The organism is Streptococcus suis (assembly GCF_046032115.1).
GTDB classification, from domain to species: Bacteria; Bacillota; Bacilli; order Lactobacillales; family Streptococcaceae; genus Streptococcus; species Streptococcus suis_AJ.
In genome coordinates, this window is the sequence record NZ_JARQOZ010000012.1 from 1 (window position 1) to 23867 (window position 23867).

Here is a 23867-nt window from a genome sequence, read left to right on the forward strand (position 1 = left end):
TTTTAGTCATGATTGGCTTTGCTTTAAGGAAAGCTAAGTCTGGGACAAGGACTCACCTTGCGAGCTGGGTAGTTTAACTGGTTCAAAAAAATCACCACACAAACAAGGGGTTATTGCGCCCTTTTTTGCGTTTAATTGGAAGAAAGGGCACCAGCGAATATTGTAGACCAATTGTGAGATAAGGAAAGTCGTCACTATCCTCTTTTGGACGGTAACAAATTGGATAAAATACGAACTACGGGAATGATTCAGGACTTTTTCTGATATGAAAAATATTCTCAATTATGATAAAATAAAGAGATTGAGAAAGTTGAGGATTTTATGGCAAAAACGAGTAAAAAAGGAAAGGCTACGAGGCGACCAACTAAGGCAGAATTAGCACAGCAAGAACGTGTTAAAAATATCACCCTTCGAGTATTGGGGCTTTTATTCATTGCCTTTGCAGCCAGTCGCCTAGGTGTGTTTGGAGTGACCAGCTACAATATTTTCCGGCTATTATTTGGTAGTCTGGCCTATCTATTATTGGCGGGTGCATTTATCTACCTTCTTATTCCCAAAGTCTTACGCGAAAGAGAAGGGACCATATCGGGCTTCTGGCTGATTGTTATCGGGTTATTGATTGAATTTCAGGCTTACTTAGACTGGACCTATCAAGGGAGTGACTTATTCGGTCATACTCTAAAATTGGCCTTGTCAGACCTAGCTAAGTTTCAGGTAACAGTATTTCTAGGCGGAGGGATGATTGGAAGTATCTTCTATCTGCCAGTCTCCTTCCTCTTTGCAAATGTCGGTTCCTTCTTCATCGGTCTTCTAGTGATAGCATTTGGTATCTTTTTTGTAAGCCCATGGTCTGTTTATGATGTTGCCGATGGCTTGGCGGTTGCCAAAGATAAGTTGGTGGAGACGCAGGTAAAAAGAGCAGAGCTTCGAACACAGAAGAAGGCTGAACGAGAAGAAAAACGTCAGCAAGAATTAGCTCGTCTAGAAGAGGAACGCCTTCGTCTAGAGGAAGAGTCAGCTCGGGCTTTGGCACTGGTAGATAGACAGGTCGATTTAGAAACGGGTGAAATCCTCGAAGAAGAGACTGTTCAAGTACCGATTATTTCAGAATATGACCACTTAGGCATAGAAGATGAATTTCCTATTATGTTGGCAGAAGATGACCAACCAGCACAATCAAACTCGGCAAGCCAGGCTTCTGAACCAAATGAGTTTGAAAAGGACGAGACAGATGTGGAGATTGATTTCAAGCCTAAGCAGAGACTAGCATACAAACTTCCGTCCATAGACTTATTTGCTCCTATAAAAGCTAAGAGTCAGTCCAATGAAAAACGGATTGTTCGTCAGAATATTAAAGTTTTAGAAGACACCTTTGCCAGTTTTGGAATCAAGGTAGTAGTTGAGCGTGCTGAGATTGGACCATCGGTAACCAAGTATGAAGTCAAACCAGCAGTCGGCGTTCGTGTCAATCGGATTTCTAACCTAGCTGATGATTTGGCTCTAGCCCTTGCGGCTAAAGATGTCCGTATTGAAGCTCCTATCCCGGGAAAATCACTGGTCGGTATTGAAGTTCCAAACTCCGAAGTGGCTACAGTACCTTTCCGTGAGCTCTGGGAACAATCTAAAACAGACCCAGACAAACTTCTGGAAATTCCTCTCGGTAAGGCTGTCAATGGTTCCGTCCGTTCCTTTAACCTAGCACGTATGCCCCATCTATTGGTGGCTGGTTCAACTGGTTCAGGGAAGTCTGTTGCTGTCAACGGTATCATCTCTTCAATTCTAATGAAAGCTGGTCCAGACCAAGTTAAGTTCATGATGATTGACCCCAAAATGGTCGAATTATCGGTCTATAATGATATTCCCCACCTATTGATTCCCGTTGTGACCAACCCACGCAAGGCTGCTCGAGCTCTTCAAAAAGTAGTGGATGAAATGGAGAAACGCTATGAGTTGTTTAGCCAGATTGGTGTCCGAAACTTGGAAGGTTATAATGCGAAGGTCGAAGAATTTAATAGCCGTTCAGAAGAAAAACAGATTCCACTTCCTCTCATTGTGGTAATCGTAGATGAGTTGGCAGACTTGATGATGGTAGCCAGCAAAGAAGTGGAAGATGCCATTATTCGCTTGGGACAGAAGGCTCGTGCAGCAGGTATCCACATGATTCTTGCTACCCAGCGACCATCTGTTGATGTTATTTCAGGTTTGATTAAAGCCAATGTACCATCTCGTATCGCCTTTGCCGTATCAAGCGGTACAGACAGTCGGACGATTCTAGATGAAAACGGTGCTGAAAAACTCTTGGGTCGCGGTGACATGCTCTTTAAACCGATTGATGAAAACCATCCAGTCCGCTTGCAAGGTTCCTTTATATCCGATGATGATGTAGAAGCAATAGTTGGCTTTATCAAGGATCAGGCAGATGCAGATTATGATGAATCCTTTGATCCAGGTGAAGTGGCAGAAGGTGATGGCGATGCAGGTTTTGGTGATGCTGGAGGAGATCCACTTTTCAACGAAGCACGTGCCTTGGTAGTTGAGACACAAAAAGCCAGCGCCTCTATGATTCAACGACGCTTGTCTGTTGGTTTTAACAGGGCAACACGCCTCATGGAAGAGCTAGAAGCAGCGGGTGTCATTGGTCCGGCTGAAGGAACAAAACCTAGAAAGGTATTGGAAACACAATAATGAAATTTGATGCAGTTCATCATATTGCAATTATCGGTAGTGACTATGACAAAACAAGAGAATTTTATGTTGAAAAACTAGGCTTTGAACAGGTGGATGAACATATTCGCCCAGAAAAAAATGATATTCTCTTCAATGTCAAAAAAGGCAATCTGACCTTGGAAATCTTCATCAAACCAGATGCACCAATGCGTCCGGCCATGCCCAATCCTGAACATACAGGTCTACGCCATCTAGCCTTCCAGGTTGCAGATGTGGAAGCCTGTCTGGAAGAGTTTGACCGATTGGGCATTCGCCATGAAGCCCTCCGTACAGACGATTTTGATGGGAAGAAGATGGCCTTCTTCTTTGCTCCAGATGGCCTCCCTCTAGAAATTCATGAATGAGTCCATCTTTTCATGCCCAGAGAGGCCTTTCAATATGACAACTAATTAATACTCTTAGAAAATCAAAATCATACGCTGTTGACTTGATTTGATGAACGTCAGTTCTATCTGCATCTACGTCTCCTTGTCTGATTTAGTATAAAAAGAATCCCCACTGCGCCTGCAATGGGGATTTATTATGCCATCTATTGAAAGGATGGATGATTTTAGGATTTTAAAGTGAAGACCGCAATAACCAAAGCTAGATACATCAAAAAGGTCAAGATAAAACTAGCTCGCCAGAAAACCTTGAAGAAACGGCGATATAAAAAATTCTTTTTCTTTAAAAGGAAGAAACCACAAAGACCAATCGCTAGTAGTGAGAGGGCTAGGACAAGCTGAGGCAGTAGACTGTTATAGTAGGCCTTGTCCGAAATCAGATAAAATTCAATTGCATAGAGAGGAAAGGCAATGTCTGCAAAGTTCCAGCCTCGGTTTTGCAACCTAAAAAACTTGACAGCAATTATCGAAATGGCCAAGGTTAGAAAGATAAATAGGAAGGCTACTATTTTTAAAAATATAATCGATTCAAACATACATTCATTCTATAAAAAATGTGAAAAAAAGTAAACCTAAAGCTTGCATTTCTTTGAAATTCGTGTATAATGAAAAGGTATGTGTAAAACACATATTTGTGGGAGGTAAAAATCTTTAATTACCGCCAAAACCACAATAGGAGGATTTTATATCATGGCTAAAAAAGTCGAAAAACTCGTAAAACTTCAAATTCCTGCAGGTAAAGCTACTCCAGCTCCACCAGTCGGACCAGCACTTGGTCAAGCAGGTATCAACATCATGGGATTCACAAAAGAGTTTAACGCTCGTACAGCTGACCAAGCTGGCATGATTATCCCAGTAGTTATCTCTGTGTATGAAGATAAATCATTCACTTTCATCACTAAAACACCACCAGCTGCTGTTCTTTTGAAAAAAGCCGCAGGTGTTGAAAAAGGTTCAGGTACACCAAACAAAACTAAAGTTGCAACAGTTACTCGTGCACAAGTACAAGAAATTGCTGAAACTAAAATGCCTGACTTGAACGCTGCATCTCTTGAAGCTGCAATGCGTATGATCGAAGGTACTGCTCGTTCTATGGGATTCACTGTTACTGACTAAGTAGCACCCAAGATTATCTGATTACAAGGAGACATATAAAATGGCTAAAAAAAGCAAAAACTTGCGTGCTGCTCTTGAAAAAATCGACAGCACAAAATTGTACAGCGTAGAAGAAGCTGTTGCTCTTGCAAAAGAAACTAACTTCGCTAAATTTGATGCGTCAGTTGAAGTTGCTTACAACTTGAACATCGACGTACGTAAAGCTGATCAACAAATCCGTGGTGCAATGGTATTGCCAAACGGTACTGGTAAAACTTCACGCGTTCTTGTTTTCGCACGTGGTGCTAAAGCAGAAGAAGCAAAAGCTGCTGGTGCAGACTTTGTTGGTGAAGATGACCTCGTTGCTAAAATCAACGGTGGTTGGTTGGACTTCGACGTTGTTATCGCAACTCCAGATATGATGGCAGTTGTTGGACGTCTTGGTCGTGTACTTGGTCCACGTAACTTGATGCCAAACCCTAAAACTGGTACAGTAACAATGGATGTTGCTAAAGCAGTTGAAGAGTCTAAAGGTGGTAAAATCACTTACCGTGCTGACAAAGCAGGTATCGTACAAGCTCTTATCGGTAAAGTATCATTTGACGCTGACAAACTCGTTGAAAACTTCAAAGCTTTCCACGATGTAATGGCTAAAGCTAAACCAGCTACAGCTAAAGGTACTTACATGACTTCAGTATCTATCACTACAACACAAGGTGTTGGTATCAAAGTTGATCCTAACTCACTTTAATCAATAGAAAGATTGTCTGCGGGCAATCTTTTTTAGTTGACATTCAATAGATTAAGCTATATAATATGTGTAAAAAGTGATTTAGGAGGCAACTATGAAGGCGACCCGTGAAGAATTTTATAGCCATCTTTCGGCGGTTTATCAGCTACCAGAAGATGCTATCACACCCGTATTGCGTGAAAAGGTTTTTGAAATAGCAAAAGAGCTTGATCAAGCTGACAATCTCTACATACTTGCTGAACATCTTAACCGCTATGTCAATGCAGAGCTGACAGCCTTGACCTGCCATGCACCAAAAGAGTTGGTTCAGCTTTCTCTTTACATTCAACAACTTCAAAATCATTACCGAATGGCAAGTTTTATCCCAGGAAAGGTAGAATAAAAACAGATGACAGAATATACAAAACCACTCGTTTGGAAGTGGGAAGATGAAAATGACAACCGATCTGGCAACCGTCCAACAGCGGGCAGTCGCTTTGAGCAAGACCTACCAAAGGGAGAGAAGCCTTTCCAAGTCTATTCATTGGGGACTCCGAATGGCATTAAGGTTGCTATTATGTTGGAGGAGTTGAAAGAGTTAGGTATTTCGGAAGCTGATTATGACCTCTTTCTCATCAATATCGGTCAAGGAGATCAATTTGGCTCCGATTTTGTTGCCATCAACCCCAACTCCAAAATACCAGCTATGGTAGATTATTCCGAGCAAGAACCGATTTCGGTCTTTGAATCAGCCAATATTCTCCTCTACTTGGCAGAAAAGTTTGAAGCCTTTTTGCCAAAATCATGGGCAGAGCGGACAGAGGTTCTTAATTGGCTCTTCTGGCAAACTGGCGCCGCTCCATTTGTTGGTGGAGGATTTGGACATTTCTTCCATTACGCTCCGACAACGCAAGAATATCCGATTAATCGCTATACAATGGAAACTAAGCGTCAGCTGGATCTCTTGGATCAGCTATTGGCGACTAGAGAATATGTAGCAGGTAACACTTATACTATTGCTGATATCGCTATTTGGTCTTGGTATGGTCGCTTGGTGCAAGGAGAACTATATCCAGGTTCGGCAGAATTTTTAGATGTTGATTCTTACAAGCATCTAAAGTCCTGGGTAGAGAAAATAGCCCAACGCCCAGCTGTACAACGAGGGTTGACAGTGAAATATCATTCAATTGATAATTAATTGACTTGCCCACCTTATGGGTGGGTTTTTCTTTTACTTTGGTATGATAAAAGTTTATAATGAAAGAGTTAGACTTTGTGAAAATCCAAAAACAGAAATTAATAATTGATACTCAATGAAAATCAGAATTAGACTAGGCGACGTAGATGCAGATAGAACTGAAGTTCATCAAATCAAGTCAACAACGTCTGATTTTGATTTTCGAAGAGTATGAGTTTTTCCTGTCTTATATTTACATAGAAAGTAATAGAAAAATGTCCGAAAAAGTTGAAATGCAGCAGTCCAAAGAACAGGCGACAATGGCCAGAGGCTTGGCTTGGTTAACTGCTGGAAATATTCTTAGTCGCCTGCTTGGTGTTGCCTATGTTATTCCCTGGTATATTTGGTTAGGGGAATATCGAGCTGAAGCCAATGCCCTCTTTAGTATGGGGTATCAAATCTATGCCAACTTCTTATTGATTTCAACAGCTGGTCTTCCGACAGCTATTGCCAAACAAGTAGCTAAATACAATGTCTTGGGTAAAGAAGAGGTGTCGCTTTACTTGGTCAGAGAATTCTTCAAGCTCATGTTGGTCTTTGGAGCTGTCTTTGCAGGGGTCATGTATCTAAGTGCTCCGTGGTTGGCAGACGCATCGGGGTCGAAGGAAAAGTTACTTCCAGTCATGTACAGTCTCGTTCCGCCTTTATTTATCTTTCCTGCTATGAGTATCTTACGTGGATTTTTCCAGGGCCGACACGATATGAAGCCTTATGCGATCAGCCAGCTTGCAGAGCAGCTGGTACGGGTTATCTGGATACTGGCAGCAACATTTATGATTATGAAGTTGGGTAGCGGAGACTATCTTGAAGCAGTTGTCCAATCTACCTTTGCAGCTTTTGTCGGGATGATTGCTAGTGTTGGGATTTTAGTTTATACTTTATGGAAGCAAGGTTACCTTGGTAAGTTGCTTCATGCTAAGAAACAAAAGATTTCTTTGGATACAGGTCAACTTATTAGGGAAACTGTTCGAGATGCGATTCCAATTATCATTTTAGGTCTAACGATTCAATTATTGCAGTTTATTGACCAAGTCACATTTATTCGTGTTATGGAAAGAATTACGAATTACAGTAATTCGGAACTTTTGGAACTTTATTCATATATGGCTGCCAATCCAAGTAAGATTACGATGATGATTATCGGGATTTCACTGAGTCTGGGAAGTGTTGCTATTCCATTGATTACAGAGAAATTTGTCAAGAAAGATTTGAAGGCGGCGTCTCATTTAGTGGCGGATAATCTACAATTACTCTTTATATTCACTATACCGGCAATTGTTGGAACAGTCCTGTTAGCTGGGCCACTCTATACGATTTTTTACGGACCGTCAGAGCCTATCGCCATTACTCTATTCATTTGGAACTTATTTTTAATTTTACCTCTGGGACTATATTCTGTCATTAGTGTAGTCATTCAAGCAATATTTGAAAGTAGAAGAGCAATTTATTATTTCTTGATTGGGATGCTAGTGAAAATCGTTTTACAAGTACCAATAATCTATGTCTTTAAGGTATATGGTAGCTTTATCTCAACGATATTTGGGTTGGGAATTATGCTGTATCTCTTCTATAGACGAATTGACAAGGTTCTGCATATTGATGAAAGACTAGTGATAAAAGATATTGCGACCATTAGTTGGATTTCTATCGTAATGGGACTCGTTGTATGGGGGATTGAATTTGTCCTGAATCTTATCCTTCCAGCAAATGGCTATGTATCTAGCTTTATCCACCTGGCTGTTGCAGGTGGAGCAGGTATGTTTGTTTTTGTCATCTTGACATTGAAGACTCGTCAGCTAGATCGTTTAATTGGAAGTCGGGCTCAGAGTTTACGGAGGAAATTGCGCCTAGGCTAGTTTGTTTTAAAAATCTCTATTTTCTACTATTGAAAAGCTGGGAAAAAGAGGCGTTTTAGAATGTGATAAGGAAAGTTCGTTGAGGATTTTCCTTTTTTCTTGGAGATTTCAGTATAAAAAAAACGTTTTTTGTGGTAGAATAGTAGGGATAAAAAAGAGGAGAGAGATGATGAAACCTAAATACGAACGTATTCTAATCAAACTATCTGGTGAGGCCTTGGCTGGTGAACGTGGTGTCGGTATTGATCTTAAAACTGTTCAGGAAATGGCAAAGGAAATTCAGGAAGTCGCAGAATCAGGTATTCAGATTGCCCTTGTTATTGGTGGTGGTAACCTTTGGCGTGGAGAACCTGCTGCTGAAGCGGGTATGGATCGAGTTCAAGCAGACTATACAGGCATGTTGGGGACTGTTATGAATGCTCTTGTAATGGCTGATTCCCTTAAACAGCTTGGTGTGGATACACGTGTGCAGACAGCGATTGCGATGCAGTCAGTTGCAGAGCCTTATATTCGCGGTCGTGCTCTTCGTCATCTTGAAAAAGGTCGCATTGTTATTTTTGGAGCTGGTATTGGTTCTCCGTACTTCTCAACGGATACGACAGCGGCTCTTCGTGCTGCAGAAATTGAAGCGGATGCGATTTTGATGGCTAAAAATGGTGTGGATGGCGTCTACAATGCTGATCCGAAGAAAGATGCTAATGCAGTTAAATTCAATGAATTGACCCACCGTGAAGTGATTAGTCGTGGTTTGAAAATCATGGATGCGACGGCATCAACTCTCTCAATGGACAATGATATTGATTTGGTCGTGTTCAATATGAATGAACCAGGAAATATTAAACGTGTTGTCTTCGGTGAGCCGATCGGTACTACCGTTTCAAATTCTTCAGAAGAAAAATAAATCATATCGTCATTTAGTTTTTCTTTTATGTACTTCGACGATCGAGGAAGTATTGTTTCCTTATTTCCAACTTCAAACGGGAGTGGGAAAGAACTCGACCAAGATAAAAAGAGTTCGTCAACAATTTTTCGTTTTAAGTTGTTGAGCTGAAACAGTCTATCCCCAGACTGTTTCACTCCCACCCCCGCATAGCTCCAAAGGTTCGGGGAACCTTTGGAGGTTGGAGATGAAGCGAACTTTGTTCGCAACAGTCGTAATGGCCAGATTTGGAGTGCAAAACACGAACAAATCTGCCAATCAACCACTGCGCTGAGATGTTGACACGAACTCTGAGTAGTGGTCCTGGGCTTTTTGCCCAGCCTCATTTGAACTCGCCTTGCCTAACTTCAGTTATGCCTGTGGCTCGTTGCCTAGTACTAAAAGTAAACTAAAAGACTGCAAAAAAATACAAAGAAGGAAGTCTTATGTCTAAAGAAATTATTGCTAAAGCGCAAGAGCGCATGAACCAATCTCATCAGAGTTTGGCACGTGAATTTAGCCACATTCGTGCTGGCCGTGCCAATGCTAGTTTGTTGGACCGTATTTCCGTTGAGTACTACGGTTCTCCAACACCATTGAACCAGTTGGCTGGTATTACAGTGCCAGAAGCGCGTGTTCTATTGATTACTCCATTTGATAAGTCAATCTTGAAGGATATTGAGCGTGCTTTGAACGCTTCAGATCTTGGTTTGACGCCACAATCTGACGGTACTGTTATCCGTTTGGTTATTCCTGCCCTTACAGAGGAAACTCGTAAGAACTTGGCGAAGGATGTGAAAAAAGTTGGCGAAAATTCAAAAGTTGCCATCCGTAATATCCGTCGTGATGCCATGGATGAAGCCAAAAAAGCTGAAAAAGCAAAAGAAATCACTGAAGATGAATTGAAGACACTTGAAAAAGATATTCAAAAAGTGACAGATGATGCCATTAAGACAATCGACAAGATGACTGCCGACAAGGAAAAAGAATTGTTGGAAGTCTAATCAACACGTTTTTAGGCTACAAAAACAGATCATCACCGGGCTGTCTAACTTCCAGTGGTGAACCAATAAGAAATCTAATGGAGGGGAGTTAGACAGGACTCCCCTCTTTTAGTCAGAAAGAAGAAAAATCATGAATGATTTATTAGCACACTATATGGTTGGTCTTGTGACCGATGAAAATGACCAGTTTTACTTTGTTCAAAAAGAGGGACTGACCTTTGCCCTTTCAAAAGAAGAGGGAGAGTTTAAACTGGGGCAATCTGTAAAGGGCTTTGCCTACTCAGATATGAAACAAAAACTCCGCTTGACGACCAAGGAAGTTGAGGCAACTCGGACCAGCTTTGGTTGGGGAACTGTAACAGAGGTGCGCAAGGACTTGGGTGTCTTTGTGGATACAGGTTTGCCTGATAAGCAGGTAGTGGTTTCCTTGGACATTCTGCCTGAAATCAAGGAACTCTGGCCTAAAAAAGGCGACCAGCTCTATGTCAAATTGGATGTGGATAAGAAAGACCGCATTTGGGCTCTGCTAGCCTTTCAGGAAGATTTTCAGAAAATGGCTGGACCTGCCTATGACAATATGCAGAACCAAAACTTACGAGCGATTGTCTATCGTTTGAAAATGAATGGGACTTTTGTTTACCTGCCAGACAACAATATGCTTGGATTTATTCACCCGAGCGAGCGTTTTACTGAGCCACGTTTGGGACAGGTTTTGGAAGCGCGTGTGATTGGCTATCGAGCTGTCGATCGGACCTTGAATTTGTCCCTTAAACCACGTTCGTTTGAGATGTTGGAAAATGATGCCCAGATGATTTTGACTTATCTGGAGAGCAATGGAGGCTTTATGACCTTGAACGACAAGTCTGCTCCGGAAGACATCAAGACCACCTTTGGTATTTCCAAGGGACAATTTAAGAAAGCTATGGGTGGCTTGATGAAGGCTGGTAAGGTCAAGCAAGATGAATTTGGAACGGAGTTGATCTAAAAATGAGAGTCTATATTGCTGGAAGTGGTGCCATGGGCTGCCGGTTTGGCTACCAGTTGTCTAAAACTAAGCACGAAGTGATTTTGTTGGATAACTGGGATGCTCACATTGAGGCCATTCGTGAAAATGGCTTAAAGGTGACGGGCGACTTTGATGAGAATGTTCATCTGCCTATTATGAAGCCAACTGAAGCAACTCAGGTTGCTGACTTGATCATCCTCTTGACCAAGGCGGATCAGTTGCCAAAGATGTTGCAGGACATTAAGGGGATAATTGGTCAAGAGACCAAGGTTCTCAGTCTGTTGAATGGTCTGGGACATGCGACCACCATGCGCCGTTATGTACCCGATGAGAGTATCATGGTTGGGGTGACCATTTGGTTGGCAGGTCTAAAGGGGCCAGGTCATGTGCATCTGGAAGGACCTGGTTCAATCTCCGTTCAGAATATGATTGGTGATGGTCAGTCTGTAGCTGCTATCATTGATATGTTTAATGAGGCTGGTTTGAATGCGGCCTACGATGATCATGTTATCAATGCCATTTGGCAAAAAGCCTGTGTCAATGGGACTATGAATCCGACTTGTACTATTTTGAATTGTACCATTGGAGAACTCTTCGGGACAGAGGGTGGTCTGAATTTGGTGCAAGGTATTTTCAAGGAATTTATCTCCGTAGCCAAGTCAGAGACAGATGGAATTGATGAGGCAGCAATTTGGAAATACATCATGGACACATCGAAAAAGGCTTCCAATCATTACCCATCCATGCATCAGGATTTGGTACAAAATGGTCGCAAGACAGAAATTGATTACTTGAATGGCGCTGTTGTTTTTAAAGGCAAGCGAGCAGGGATTCCAACACCATACTGTCAGATGATAACAGATATGATTCATGCCAAGGAAAGTATGCTGGGGTTGAGATAGGAGAAAGTCATGCTGATTGAAGTGGAAACGATTGAAGAATATATAGCTGTCTTGCCTGAAAATCGGAAGGAAGCGGTTGAACGGCTCCATCAAGTGATTGTGGAACAGTTACCAGCTGGTTTTGAAATAGGCATCTTGGGAGGTATGATTAACTATTATGTGCCGCTTACTGCCTACCCTGATGGTTATCATTGCACACCGGGAGAGCCCTTACCATTCCTTGCCTTGGCATCACAAAAGGCCCACATAGCCCTCTACCATATGGGGATTTATATGGACCAAGAGTTGAATGATTGGTTCGTTGCTACTTATCAAGCACAGGTGGCTACCAAACTGGATATGGGCAAGTCCTGTGTTCGTATGAAAAATCCCAAGAATATTCCTTATGAATTGATAGGGGAATTGGTTAGTAAGATATCTATGGAGCGCTATATAGAGCTCTACGAAAAAAATCATAGAAAGTAGATGTAGTGAGAAGAAGTTTTTATTCTTGGTTGATGACCCAGCGCAACCCGAAAAGTAATGAACCAGTAGCTATCTTGGCAGATTATGCCTTTGATGAGTCTGATTTTCCTAAGCAATCAGATAATTTCGATGAAGTCAGTCGTTTTTTGGAGGAATCGGCCAGTTTTGCCTTTTCCATGTCTGATTTTGATGCGATTTGGGAAGATTATTTGGGACATTGATGACAAAAGAAGATAAAGCAAATACATATTTGTATTTTGCTTTTTTTTATTTGTATGAATAGCGCCGATAAATGATGGAAGAATTGTTCGTTTTTTGATATAATGACAGGAGAAGGTAGCATTTGATGCAAGAGAAATGAAAGGAGATCATATGAACAAATTTTTTTATGAACAGAGGAAAGCGTTTTCTTTTAGAAAACTGACCATCGGTCTTGTTTCTCTGTGTGTAGGTACTAGCCTGCTTTTTGGCATCCAGGCTCAAGAAGTTTCAGCTGAGACTGTAAGTTCTAGTCAGATTCGTTTCGAATATGTTTTAGAGGTGGAGCTATCGGCAGAGGAGCGGCAGTTGATTCAGTCTAGCTTGCCAGCAGAATTGAGGGAAGAAGCGACCTATTTTGTGGTCTACCGTCCATCTAAGAAAGTTCTTCCTGCAACGGGTGAGCTAGTTGGTTCAGGTCTGGCTGTCCTAGGGCTAGGTTTCTTGGTTTTAGCCGTTTCTGCGACCAAGTCTAAGAAGGCGCGTGTCTTGACCATGCTTTATGTGACAACTAGTGGTCTGGCTCTGCCTGTTTTGGAAGTAGGAGCAGTTCAAAGTTTAGCACTAGCTGCTTACAATCAGACCTATGTTCTTAAACCTGGCGAGGCTTTGCCAGATGGTAGGTTGACGATTGCTGGCTATGACTTTGTAGGCTATTATGTTCAGGAGTCATCAGTCAAGACCAGTCTTCCTCCATCAGAAATGGAAAGAAATGATACCGCTAAGGGGACACAAGCTAGTTCAGCGCAATCAGAAGGTAAGAAATCTGAGTTAGAAGAACTTGCGAAACCAAGTGTTCTTCAGGAAAATTCTGAAAGCCAACTTTCCAACAGAGATGAGAGTCCACAATTACCTCTTACGGACTCATCGGTTGAAAAAACGGAGAATACAGACTCTTCAGAAGCAACAAATTCGCAAACAGGCGATAGTCTGGCTTCTCCATCAGATACATCAACTGTTGCTGATAAAATAGAGGATTCTCCAAATGCAGAAGAAAGTCAAAATAGCGGACTTGATTCTACTTTGCAGATTCCAGGTTTACTTATCTTAAATCGGAAGGATAGAACAGATGCAGTAACAGAAGTGGCACCTGTTGGTCAAGCATTACCTTTTGTGGCCTTTCGTAAGGAAAAAGAATCGTTTGCTTTGGAGATGGTTAAACAAGAGGAACCGTTGCTTGAAGTTGGCAAGTATCGCCTTGTTCCTGGTCAAGAGGGAGAGAAAGAGATTACCTATGCTGATTTTGTTCAAGGAGAGAAGATTCTTCGGAGTGAAAAGATTTCTGAACAGGTGACAAAGAGCGCAGTAGCACCTATAATGTATGTAGGTGCTAAGCAGGTAGAAGCACCAGTTCCGCCGCAGCTGGAATCAAACCCAGAAACAGACGTTCCAGTACCCCCGCAACCAGAAGTGGTTTCAGAAACAGATGTTCCAGTCCCACCTCAGCCTGAAACCAGTCCAGAAACTGAGGTCCCCGTATCTCCGCAGCCGGAATCAAACCCAGAAACAGACGTTCCAGTCCCCCCGCAGCCAGAAGTGGTTCCAGAAACCGAGTTCCCTGTATCTCCACAGCCGGAATCAAACCCAGAAACAGATGTTCCAGTCCCACCTCAGCCTGAAACCAGTCCAGAAACAGCAGTCCCAGTAGCCCCACAACCCGAATTAGTTCCAGAAACCGAGGTGTCCGTAGCGCCGCAGCCGGAATCAAACCCAGAAACAGATGTTCCAGTCCCACCTCAGCCTGAAACCAGTCCCGAAACAGCGGTTCCCGTAGCGCCGCAACCTGAAACCAGTCCAGAAACAGCAGTCCCCGTAGCGCCGCAACCTGAAACCAGTCCCGAAACAGCGGTTCCCGTAGCGCCGCAACCTGAAACCAGTCCAGAAACAGCGGTTCCCGTAGCGCCGCAACCTGAAACCAGTCCAGAAACAGACGTTCCAGTCCCCCCGCAGCCAGAAGTGGTTCCAGAAACCGAGTTCCCTGTATCTCCGCAGCCGGAATCAAACCCAGAAACAGACGTTCCAGTCCCCCCGCAACCAGAAGTGGTTCCCGAAACAGCGGTTCCCGTAGCGCCTCAGCCTGAAACCAGTCCCGAAACAGCGGTTCCCGTAGCGCCGCAACCAGAAGCGGTTCCAGAAACAGAGGTAGCAACAACTCCAAATACAGGTTCGACAGATGCCACTAGTGGTGCAAGTCAGCATGGTGAATCTACTGAGAATCCAACTTCGCAGGAGCTAACCGAGGCAGAAATTCATTGTATTCTGGACCCTTCGTCAACCTGCTGGCCTGAAACAGAGGAGAAAGTGGACCCTAAAGTCCAAGTTCAACAAATAGAGGAAGCAGTAACAAAACTCAGAGAAAAAATGGAAGAGCTTCAGACTTATAAGTCCCGCTTTAAAGGTAAAGAATGGACAGACTATATCAATACTGTCTATGAGGCTTCCAGAGCTATTTTGGAAGCAAGGGATTTAGCTGATATGCTCATTCAGACAAGTTTGATAGAGGATGATCTCCGTTTCCTTCTTGTTGAAACAGATGCCAATAGCGGAGCAAGCCATAAAAAAGAAGGGGAACTGATTTTCGAACTGCCAACATCAACCAGTGAGACAGTAACACCTCCGTCTCTATCGACTCCAACAGATTCAAAAAAAGAGGATTCAGTACAGTCAGACCCCGCAACTCCAAATAATGAAGCTGCAACTGAACCAGACGAAGAATTCTGTCCGCTAGATCCACAACCAGAGGATACATGTGGTCCAGAAACCTCTCCGACAGAAGAAGCACCATCAGGCGAAGGGGCGTCAACTAGCGGTTCTTCAGGAGAAACTAATTCTTCAGAAACTATCCCATCTACTCCAACTACCCCAGGTTCTTCTGGTGCAACGACTCCGAAACCATCGGATTCTACCACCGCCCCATCGCCAGAAATCGAAGAAGAGCTCTGTCCGCTAGATCCACAACCAGAGGATACATGTGGTCCAGAAACCTCTCCATCAGGCGAAGGGGCGTCGACTAGCGGTTCTTCAGGAGAAACTAATTCTTCAGAAACTAGCTCATCTACTCCGCCATCGCCAGACTCATCTGGTTCAACAACACCAACTACTCCAGCTGATTCAAAACCTGAAGAGAAAGAGTTGGAAGAAGATGCGGATACAGGTATTACTCCAATAGATGATATAAGTCTTTTACCGAAGCCTACTATGAATATTCGGGGAGTTGATCTTCAAAAGGATAGGCAAATTGCGGTAGTTCGGTATGTTCTAGATGATCCAGCTGAACGTTTTGAAGGAGCCATGGCCTACCTATATGCTAATGATAAGGTAGTTTCTAGTGTTGCTGTGAAAGAAAGTAATAATCAACTACAGGCTGTTTTTGAAAACTTAGATGTCAATGTTGATTATGTTGTACGAACAGAATTGACCTACAGTGGAACATCAGAAAGCTTGGTAGATAGTCTAGTGGATGAGGCTGCTATCGAAATAGAAGAACGCCAGCTACAGATTAAGAATATTGATCGCGTAGAACTCTGGAAATTAGAAAATAATAAGGCTAGCATCCAAAGAGAATTAGCTGAAAAACCAGAAAACCTTACAAACTATTTTGCCAAGGTGATTTCGAGCCAGCAAAAAGAGATTTTATTACCAATCAGTCAAGTTGATTTACAGTCAGAGGATGGAGAATCCTTCTACCTCATCAAAGCAAGTTTGGATAATTTAGTTGAAGACAACTTGAAGGATAATACTTATAGCTCAGGCTTGACCTTCCGAGTTGCTAAGCAGAAACCATCTGTGACTACAAATACCTATACTGATTTTACAAGCTTGGTTCAAGCTATTAAGGCCAGCCCTTGGGCTACTTTTACCCTTGGTGCAGATTTGACAGCCTCGACGATGGATGTAACTGGAAAAGATAGTTATATTACTGGGGAGTTTACGGGGACATTAAACGGTGCAGGCTATACCATCTATGACTTGCAAGCTCCTCTCTTCCACAAGACAGCTGGTCGAATTGAAAATCTAAATCTACAAGATGTGACGATCCATCAGGAGGATAAGAAAGAAGTCGGTGCTTTGGCTAAGGAAGCCAAAGGTGGTCGTATAGAAAATGTCAGAGTAGAAGGAAGTGTTACTGGAGGTAATCATGTCGGTGCTCTGGTAGGGATTGCTACGAACACTCAAATTGCTAATGTTGGTATCAAGGCTAGGGTATCTAGTCAATCAACAGAAACTACAGACAATTACGTTGGTGGTCTGGCTGGCTGGATTGGTCAAGGCGGACAAGCGCAACGTATACATACCGATGTGCTATTGACGAGCAATTCTGAACGAGCAAGAATTGGTGGTATCGTTGGTCAAATGGAAGGGGCAAATGCTTCTGTTCGCAAGGCTTATGCGAAAGGAATGATTTCAGCTCCGAAGACAATGAATAGTGAAATTGGTGGTATTGTTGGTACAATTGTTGGTTCAAATAATTCCATAATTGAGGATGTTATTTCAGCTGTCAATGTGCCAAATGGTCGTAAGGTGTATCATTATGTCACAGATGAAAAACTTCAAGTTGGTAAAAACTATGCTGTTATTGGAGAAGCATCTGGTCAGAATAATAGTAAACAGGAGCATTTAGAAGCAAGCCAAGTGGATGGGAAGTTAACAGAATATAGCATCCAGTCACGAGATACCTATGCTAGAAACCACTCATTTGTTTCAGCTAAAGTGTATACAGATTATAGCACTCATCCTCACTATCAAGAAAATAGGCAGTTGGCTTATGAAAACATGGAAAAACTGTTGCCATTCTTTACTAAAGATGTTATCATCCAACAGGCCAATCGTCTAAGTTTAAAAGATAAGCTTGTCACCAAGAAATTATTGGATGTTGTGGCGATTGATGGTCATAACAAGAATAGGCCAGTATTTGATACCCAAGGTCAAAAACAGTATATAAACAAGGTGATGTTCCATTTTGAAGATGGTTCTATTGACTATGATTGGTTAGTTAAGAAACAAGATTTAAATAGCGGAGCTATTACAGAGTACTACGTCGTTGATAGCGAAGTAACCTATACACCAGAAAGCATGGTTTCAGCTACTCATCTCGATCAGTTAGTTACTCGCCTATTGCCAGAATTTGAGTCGCTAACCTATGCTTCAAAAGAAGTCTTGGATGTCTTAGGATTGACAGATTCACCGAATGATTATGCTATAAAAGAATTGTTGTTCCTGAAAGAATCCTTTGGTAAGGTCAAAGCTAATATTCGTCAACATCTGCGAGACTTGTTGGTGTCAAATCATGCTATCAGTTTGACAAGTCAAGTGACGGAAGATTATACATTCAACTATATCAAGGACAATAAAGTACAGTTGTTGCTTGGTTTAGCCTACATGGATCGTTGGTACAATATCCAATTTGGAGAAACAAATGCCAAAGAGTGGATGACTAAGAAGGCTGACTTCTTTGGTAATTCTGCTAGCTCCTTGAAACAATTGATGACACTAGGTGATTTAGGTTCTGGAGCCTTGAAGCCAAATAATAACTTTGCTCTTGGTAGTCAGCTGATAGCAAAACCAGCTGTAAATGGAGATTTATTTGCATATTTAGAAGCTTACCGCAAACGGTTTGCTCCAGAGATGTCGGATAGTGACTGGTTCAAGTCTGCGACCAAGGCAAATATTATTGAAACCAATTCAACAGTTGACGAGGTAAGGGCTAAACAAGAAGATGCAAACAACAAGAAGTATTCTAATCGTTTCTATGATAAGTTGAAGAGCGATACCTGGTCCTTTAAAGAGATGGCTCTTATTCTTCTTACTATGCCAGAGCGGAATATCTTTGTCCTGACGGATATGGCCAATACTCTGATTGGTTCTTATGATAATCAATCAGGAAGCAGCGAGGAGATTGAGAAAGCCATTGCCAAAACTGCCAAGACATGGGCTGGACACGCAGATTATCTCTACAGGATTTTGCCGCAAGAACATAAGGAAAAGATGTTTAGACAGATTATCACTTGGGATAATAGAAGGTTGAAAGGTTCTTGGCGTCCAGTAGATTCTCTAAGTAGTAGGGATGTACCTTCTATGAAGGATTTCTACATGCCGTTAGGTTATAGTTTCCCATACGGAACAGGTGCTACAGCTCAGTCAGACTTGAAAGATATTTTCTATTCAAATGCGGATGCGATTGGTAATGAAGGTGCTCGGATTTATACCCATGAATTGACACACGTCGCCGACGATGACACCTTCTTGCTAGGCCATGGTCGTCGTAGCAGTATGGAATTCGAGGTGTATGCGCGTGGTTTGTTTGAAACCATCAATTGGTTTGATCAAGATATACTTGGTTTTAATACCATCTATGATTTTTCTGAATATGAGAAGAATTCCTATGGTCGTCGTTTGACCAACCTCAATCCTGAACGCTTCCAATCTACACAAGACCTTGAAAATTATATGAGAGGTTACTTGGATGTTGTCTATACTCTGGACTATTTGGAAGCTGAAGCTGTGTTTAATTTATCTGGAAATAATAGCTTGAACTCTGCTCGCAGAAATTGGTTCAATAAATTGGATACCAAAGAAGGTAATGCAGCTTGGATAGAAAAATTCCGCCGTGCAGCACAATTTAAGACTATTGATGAACTCATTGACAACGGTATGGTTTCTCGTCGCTCTTATGATCCAGATGGTCATAGCGACAATGAGCTCTTCCCAGGTAATTCTTATCTGACTGTCAATGCTCTCAACCCAATCTATGGAGCTATGAATAACAATGGCTCAAGTCGAAATGAGTATGAATTCCGTAAGATTGCCTTTGAGTTATTGGCAGAAAAAGGTTATGAGAACGGTTTTGTTCCTTATCTATCTAACCAATACAAGGCTGAACTTGGTCAGGCAGATCCTGCGGGCCGCATCTCAGATAATCAGTTGATTTCTAAGATTACTAACGGAATCTATGCAGACTCGAAAGCCTTCCGCAAGGAGATGTTTAAGCGTCGGAAAGATAGGTTGGAGCTCTTGAAACCGGTACAAGTTTTGGGTAAATCTGATGGAGAAGGTTACTTCTACGAAGGTAGTCAAACCTTGAACTCTGTTCAAGATATCCGGAAGTTAATGAAAGAAGCGGTGGAATACGATGCACATCGTACCTTATACGCTTCTCAAAAACCATATGCTTCTCAGGCAAATGGTTACAACAAAACGGATTCCCGTGTCTACAGCCTAAAAGCAGCACTTCTAAACGGATACCTCCGTGCAACTGATGACTTTAGACAGTCTATCTACAAGGATACTCCATAAAGAGTGGGTTATGCACAGATAGATGAGCAGTGGACAGATTGTTCACTGCTTTTCTTGCCTTTAAAATCCAGTTTGCCTGTAATTTTGGTATAATAATAGAAAAGCATCAAAGGAGAAGTTTCTTGCAAGAACATTCTATTGATATTCATTTAAAACACCCAGATGACCTATTTAGCCTCTTTGGGTCCAATGAACGCCATCTGCGCCTGATGGAACAAGAGCTTGGGGTGATTATCCATGCTCGAACGGAGAAAGTTCAAGTCATTGGACAGGAAGACCATGTTGAACAGGCACGTCTTGTTATCCAGTCTCTTCTTGTTTTGGTGAGTCGTGGTTTGGTCGTCAATACGCCAGATGTGGTCACAGCCATTTCCATGGTCAAAAATGATGAGATTGAAAAATTCGTTGCCCTCTACGAGGAAGAAATCATCAAGGACAACTACGGCAAACCCATTCGCGTAAAGACTCTTGGTCAAAAACTCTACGTGGACAGCGTAAAGCGTCATGACATCGTGTTTGGAATCGGTCCTGCTGGTACAGGCAAGACCTTCTTGGCGGTTACTTTAGCTGTAACTGCACTCAAGCGGGGACAGGTCAAGAGGATTGTCCTGACACGTCCTGCGGTAGAAGCAGGCGAAAGTTTAGGCTTTTTGCCGGGGGACTTAAAAGAAAAAGTAGACCCCTATTTGCGTCCTGTCTATGATGCCCTCTACCAGATTTTGGGCAAGGAGCAGACCACGCGCCTAATGGAGCGGGAAATCATCGAGATTGCACCGCTGGCCTATATGCGGGGTCGGACCTTGGAAGATGCCTTTGTCATCTTAGATGAGGCGCAGAATACCACCATTATGCAGATGAAGATGTTCCTGACCCGTCTGGGCTTTAATTCCAAGATGATTGTCAATGGGGACATTAGCCAGATTGACCTGCCGCGCAAGGTTAAGTCAGGTTTGATTGATGCGACGGAGAAACTAAGCAAAATACCGCAGATTGATTTCGTGCATTTTTCAGCTAAGGATGTGGTTCGTCACCCAGTCGTTGCCCAAATTATCAATGCCTACGAACAGGAGGCTCTGGCAGCTGATAGTCGAGCAAGTTTTGAAACGATTGGGGAGCTGAAGAAAGAGCAAGATGCGGAGGAGTAATTATTTTCTGCTTCTTTGCCTGTCGAAATAGTTTGTGGAAAACAAGTGAGGGAGTGACGCGTGATAAAACAAGGTCTACTTAGATTGGTTTTACTTGGTTTTGTCTGTCTCTTAGCTGCCTGTGGTGGTCAGAAAATAGGAGATGACCAAACACAAGTTGAAAAAGCAGAACCGACTATCCAAACTAATTTTTATCAAGCTATAAATAGGGATTGGTTAAATGGCAGCTGGTTATCAAGTGGCACACCATTCTACAATGAGTTTACAAGATTGCAAATGGAAGTCGATGAGCAATTAAAATCGGATTTTGACAAAATGGTAGCTGGTCAGCTGGAACCTCAGTCTGAGGATTTAGTAGAATTTATCAAGTTGTATCAGCAAGGTCTTGATTTTACCAAAAGGGAAGAAGATGGTGTCAGAGTAGCTAGAATGATACTGGATGAAATGATGGGAATTGATTCGTTTTCCGAGCTGAAATCGCTTAGCCAAGATTGGATTCGTAAGGACTACCCATTGCCCTATGGTCTTGATGTGATTGCCAATCCACGAAACACATCTGAAAGAATGCTAATTTTGCTACCACCTCAGACGATTCTACCTGATAAGCCCTACTATGAAGACAGGACTGTTCGTGAGAAACTCATGGATTCTTACCGTTTATCTGCGAGACATATTTTGGAAAAATGTGGCTACTCAGACGAGGAGGCTACTGCTTTGGTTGAAGGTGCCATTGCTTTTGACAATCGACTCGTTGACACTCTACCAGCTAGCGAGAATGTGCATAGTGATTGGGGGCCAGTGAACACAGAAGAACTTAAATCATTCTCAGAGGTCAAAAACTACTCTCCAGCTTTATCGATTGGAGAACAATTAGTAGGCCTGGTGGGCTTGGAATCGGAGGAAGTTTATGTTTCTAATCCAAGCTATTTTGAACAATTATCCCAATTTATCAAGGAAGAAAATTTCTCAGAATATCGATCATGGGCTTTGGTTAGCCAAGCAATGAAGTTAGCCCCCTATTTGACTGGGGAAATCATGCAGACAGCAGGGAGATTTCATGCAGAAGTCCAAGGACTTTCAGCCTCCTATCCAAATGATTACATGACTTATCTGGATGTGACTGGAATGTTCAAGGAAAGTTTGGGTGTTTATTATGGTCGTAACTATGCTGATGAAACGGACTTACTTGCCATTCAGGAGATGGCTAAGGCAATCTCTAGGACCTATCAGGAAAGGATTCTAGCCAATGATTGGCTTAGTCAAACCACCAAGCAAGCTGCAATAAAAAAATTAGAAAATATCACTTATCATATCGGCTATCCAAGGGAGTTGAGCGACTGGACCAAGTCATTAAAGGTTCGTGAAGACTTGTCTTATATTGAAAATGTTTTGGCTATTACGATTCAAGTTAGAACAGGTGTTTTCGAGCGTTATAGTCAGCCAATCGATAGACAAACTTGGGCTAGCAATGTATCGGCAAGTGAAGTAACAGCCGCCTACGCTCCTAGTCAGAATGCGATTTATATTCCGGCGGCTATTTTACAAGCTCCCTATTATGACAAAAATCAATCTGTAGCCGAGAATTATGGCGGGATTGGCAAAATTATTGCTCATGAGTTTGTTCATGCTTTTGATGCTACAGGAGCAAATTTTGATGAGACTGGTAGTCTTAAAGACTGGTGGACAGAGCAAGATAGACTAGCGTTTGAAGAAAAAAATAAAGCCCTAGTAGACTTGTTTGATGGTCTAGAAGTCTATGGTGGTAGAGTAGATGGTCACCTAACCTTGTCTGAAAATCTTGCGGATTTGGGAGGAATACAGATTGCTTTGGCTACGCTCAAAAAAGAAGAACCGTCAGCTAACCTAAAAGAATTTTTTGAGAATTATGCCCGTAGCCGTCGAGAAATGGTTGCAGTAGATTATGGCCGTTATCAACTTCAGGTAGATACACATTCTCCAGAGGAATTTCGGGTCAATATCCAGTTGCAGCAGATGGATGATTTTTATGAAGTCTACACTATTCAAAAGGGAGACCCCATGTATAGGGCACCCGAAGAGAGAATGGTTATGTGGTAAATTAAAAACTGCCTGGTTCAATCAGAACTGGGCAGTACTTATTTTTACAGTCTAAAAAATGGATTAAAATTTTTCTCGTGTCCAACGCTAGTATTTTGACCGTGACCTGGATGGACAGTATAGTGGTTTGGCAGGGTGAAAATGTGTTCTCTGATACCCGCAATCAAGTCGTCAAAATTGCTGGTTGGCAGGTCTGTACGTCCCACCGTTTCGCGGAAAAGTGCGTCTCCAGTGATGACACATTCATCCTCTGGGAAGATAAAGGAAACACCACCAATAGAGTGCCCTGGTGTTGGAACTACCTTGAAATGAAAACCGTCAAACTGGTAGTCTTCTTGGTATTGGAAGATTTTTTCAGCAGGTCGGCAGACTACATTTTCCATATCATCATGACGAGGTAGACCTGACAGATTCATCTCTGGTGTGTAGAGCCAGCTGGCCTCACTTTCAGCCACATAGACAGGTGGAAAATCGTAGCTTTCACGCAGGATGTCCAAGCTCATAATATGGTCATAGTGAGTGTGAGTCAGGAGAATAGCCGAAATTGGTTTTCCGATTTTTTCGATAGTTGCTTGAATTTTTGTCCAGTCACTTCCTGGGTCAATGATAATCAGATGGGTATCATTTTCAAGGTAGTAGGTATTTTGAAAAGCGACAGGATTGACAGATTTATGAATAAGCATTCTTTTTCCTTCTTCTAACAGTTACTGATGTTACTAGTCTAACAAAAAAATCCAGTGAATTCATGGATTTTGTTTGAGGCTTTTTCAG

The 23867-nt window shown here is 42.3% G+C and carries 18 protein-coding genes; 16 read left to right on the forward strand and 2 right to left on the reverse strand.

Annotated features, from left to right (window positions below):
• The first annotated feature begins 321 nt into the window (after positions 1-321).
• Positions 322-2685, forward strand: coding sequence for an FtsK/SpoIIIE family DNA translocase (locus P7J36_RS05235; RefSeq protein ID WP_408551457.1), 2364 nt, complete (start codon positions 322-324; stop codon positions 2683-2685).
• Entirely contained in the window at positions 2685-3071 is a 387-nt protein-coding gene (gloA2, locus tag P7J36_RS05240) for an SMU1112c/YaeR family gloxylase I-like metalloprotein (protein WP_408551458.1), read from the forward strand. Before P7J36_RS05235 ends, gloA2 begins: the two co-directional genes overlap by 1 nt.
• Before the next feature lie 206 nt (positions 3072-3277).
• On the opposite strand, the gene P7J36_RS05245 is transcribed toward gloA2, so the two are convergent.
• Positions 3278-3646, reverse strand: a complete 369-nt coding sequence (locus P7J36_RS05245; RefSeq protein ID WP_004194874.1) for a DUF3397 domain-containing protein — start codon at positions 3644-3646, stop codon at positions 3278-3280.
• A 154-nt stretch (positions 3647-3800) separates the two neighbouring features.
• Here P7J36_RS05245 and rplK point away from each other — a divergent pair, with 154 nt between their 5' ends.
• The 14 genes from rplK to P7J36_RS05315 all read left to right on the forward strand — a co-directional run bounded on the left by rplK (position 3801) and on the right by P7J36_RS05315 (position 23096).
• Positions 3801-4226, forward strand: a complete 426-nt coding sequence (gene rplK / locus P7J36_RS05250) for a 50S ribosomal protein L11 (RefSeq protein ID WP_002935890.1) — start codon at positions 3801-3803, stop codon at positions 4224-4226.
• A gap of 40 nt (positions 4227-4266) precedes the next feature.
• Complete coding sequence (gene rplA, locus P7J36_RS05255; RefSeq protein WP_004194879.1) at positions 4267-4956, forward strand: 50S ribosomal protein L1; 690 nt, start codon at positions 4267-4269, stop codon at positions 4954-4956.
• 94 nt (positions 4957-5050) lie between these two features.
• Positions 5051-5338 (forward strand): hypothetical protein, encoded by a 288-nt coding sequence (locus P7J36_RS05260; RefSeq protein ID WP_398582276.1) that lies wholly within the window; start codon positions 5051-5053, stop codon positions 5336-5338.
• A 6-nt stretch (positions 5339-5344) separates the two neighbouring features.
• A complete protein-coding gene (gene yghU / locus P7J36_RS05265; protein WP_408551459.1) occupies positions 5345-6133 on the forward strand; it encodes a glutathione-dependent disulfide-bond oxidoreductase in 789 nt (262 codons plus the stop codon).
• A 254-nt stretch (positions 6134-6387) separates the two neighbouring features.
• Positions 6388-8028: a putative polysaccharide biosynthesis protein gene (locus tag P7J36_RS05270; protein ID WP_408551494.1), complete on the forward strand. Its 1641-nt coding sequence runs from the start codon at positions 6388-6390 to the stop codon at positions 8026-8028.
• 166 nt (positions 8029-8194) lie between these two features.
• The gene (gene pyrH, locus P7J36_RS05275) at positions 8195-8929 is read left to right on the forward strand and encodes a UMP kinase (RefSeq protein WP_015445263.1); all 735 of its coding nucleotides are present in this window, start codon (positions 8195-8197) and stop codon (positions 8927-8929) included.
• 464 nt (positions 8930-9393) lie between these two features.
• Positions 9394-9951, forward strand: coding sequence for a ribosome recycling factor (gene frr, locus P7J36_RS05280; protein WP_009910199.1), 558 nt, complete (start codon positions 9394-9396; stop codon positions 9949-9951).
• Positions 9952-10081: 130 nt separating this feature from the next.
• The gene (gene cvfB / locus P7J36_RS05285) at positions 10082-10936 is read left to right on the forward strand and encodes an RNA-binding virulence regulatory protein CvfB (RefSeq protein ID WP_408551460.1); all 855 of its coding nucleotides are present in this window, start codon (positions 10082-10084) and stop codon (positions 10934-10936) included.
• A gap of 2 nt (positions 10937-10938) precedes the next feature.
• Positions 10939-11859, forward strand: a complete 921-nt coding sequence (locus P7J36_RS05290; protein ID WP_408551461.1) for a 2-dehydropantoate 2-reductase — start codon at positions 10939-10941, stop codon at positions 11857-11859.
• A gap of 9 nt (positions 11860-11868) precedes the next feature.
• Complete coding sequence (locus P7J36_RS05295; protein WP_408551462.1) at positions 11869-12324, forward strand: DUF1801 domain-containing protein; 456 nt, start codon at positions 11869-11871, stop codon at positions 12322-12324.
• Between the two features lie 5 nt (positions 12325-12329).
• Positions 12330-12545 carry a YozE family protein gene (locus P7J36_RS05300; protein ID WP_009910192.1) on the forward strand — a complete coding sequence of 72 codons (216 nt, stop codon included), beginning with the start codon at positions 12330-12332 and terminating at the stop codon, positions 12543-12545.
• A 151-nt stretch (positions 12546-12696) separates the two neighbouring features.
• Entirely contained in the window at positions 12697-19875 is a 7179-nt protein-coding gene (locus P7J36_RS05305; protein ID WP_408551463.1) for a ZmpA/ZmpB/ZmpC family metallo-endopeptidase, read from the forward strand.
• A 122-nt stretch (positions 19876-19997) separates the two neighbouring features.
• Entirely contained in the window at positions 19998-21020 is a 1023-nt protein-coding gene (locus tag P7J36_RS05310; protein ID WP_408551464.1) for a PhoH family protein, read from the forward strand.
• A 60-nt stretch (positions 21021-21080) separates the two neighbouring features.
• Positions 21081-23096, forward strand: a complete 2016-nt coding sequence (locus P7J36_RS05315; RefSeq protein ID WP_408551465.1) for a M13 family metallopeptidase — start codon at positions 21081-21083, stop codon at positions 23094-23096.
• A gap of 44 nt (positions 23097-23140) precedes the next feature.
• On the opposite strand, the gene P7J36_RS05320 is transcribed toward P7J36_RS05315, so the two are convergent.
• Positions 23141-23779: an MBL fold metallo-hydrolase gene (locus P7J36_RS05320; RefSeq protein ID WP_408551466.1), complete on the reverse strand. Its 639-nt coding sequence runs from the start codon at positions 23777-23779 to the stop codon at positions 23141-23143.
• Positions 23780-23867: the final 88 nt, after the last annotated feature.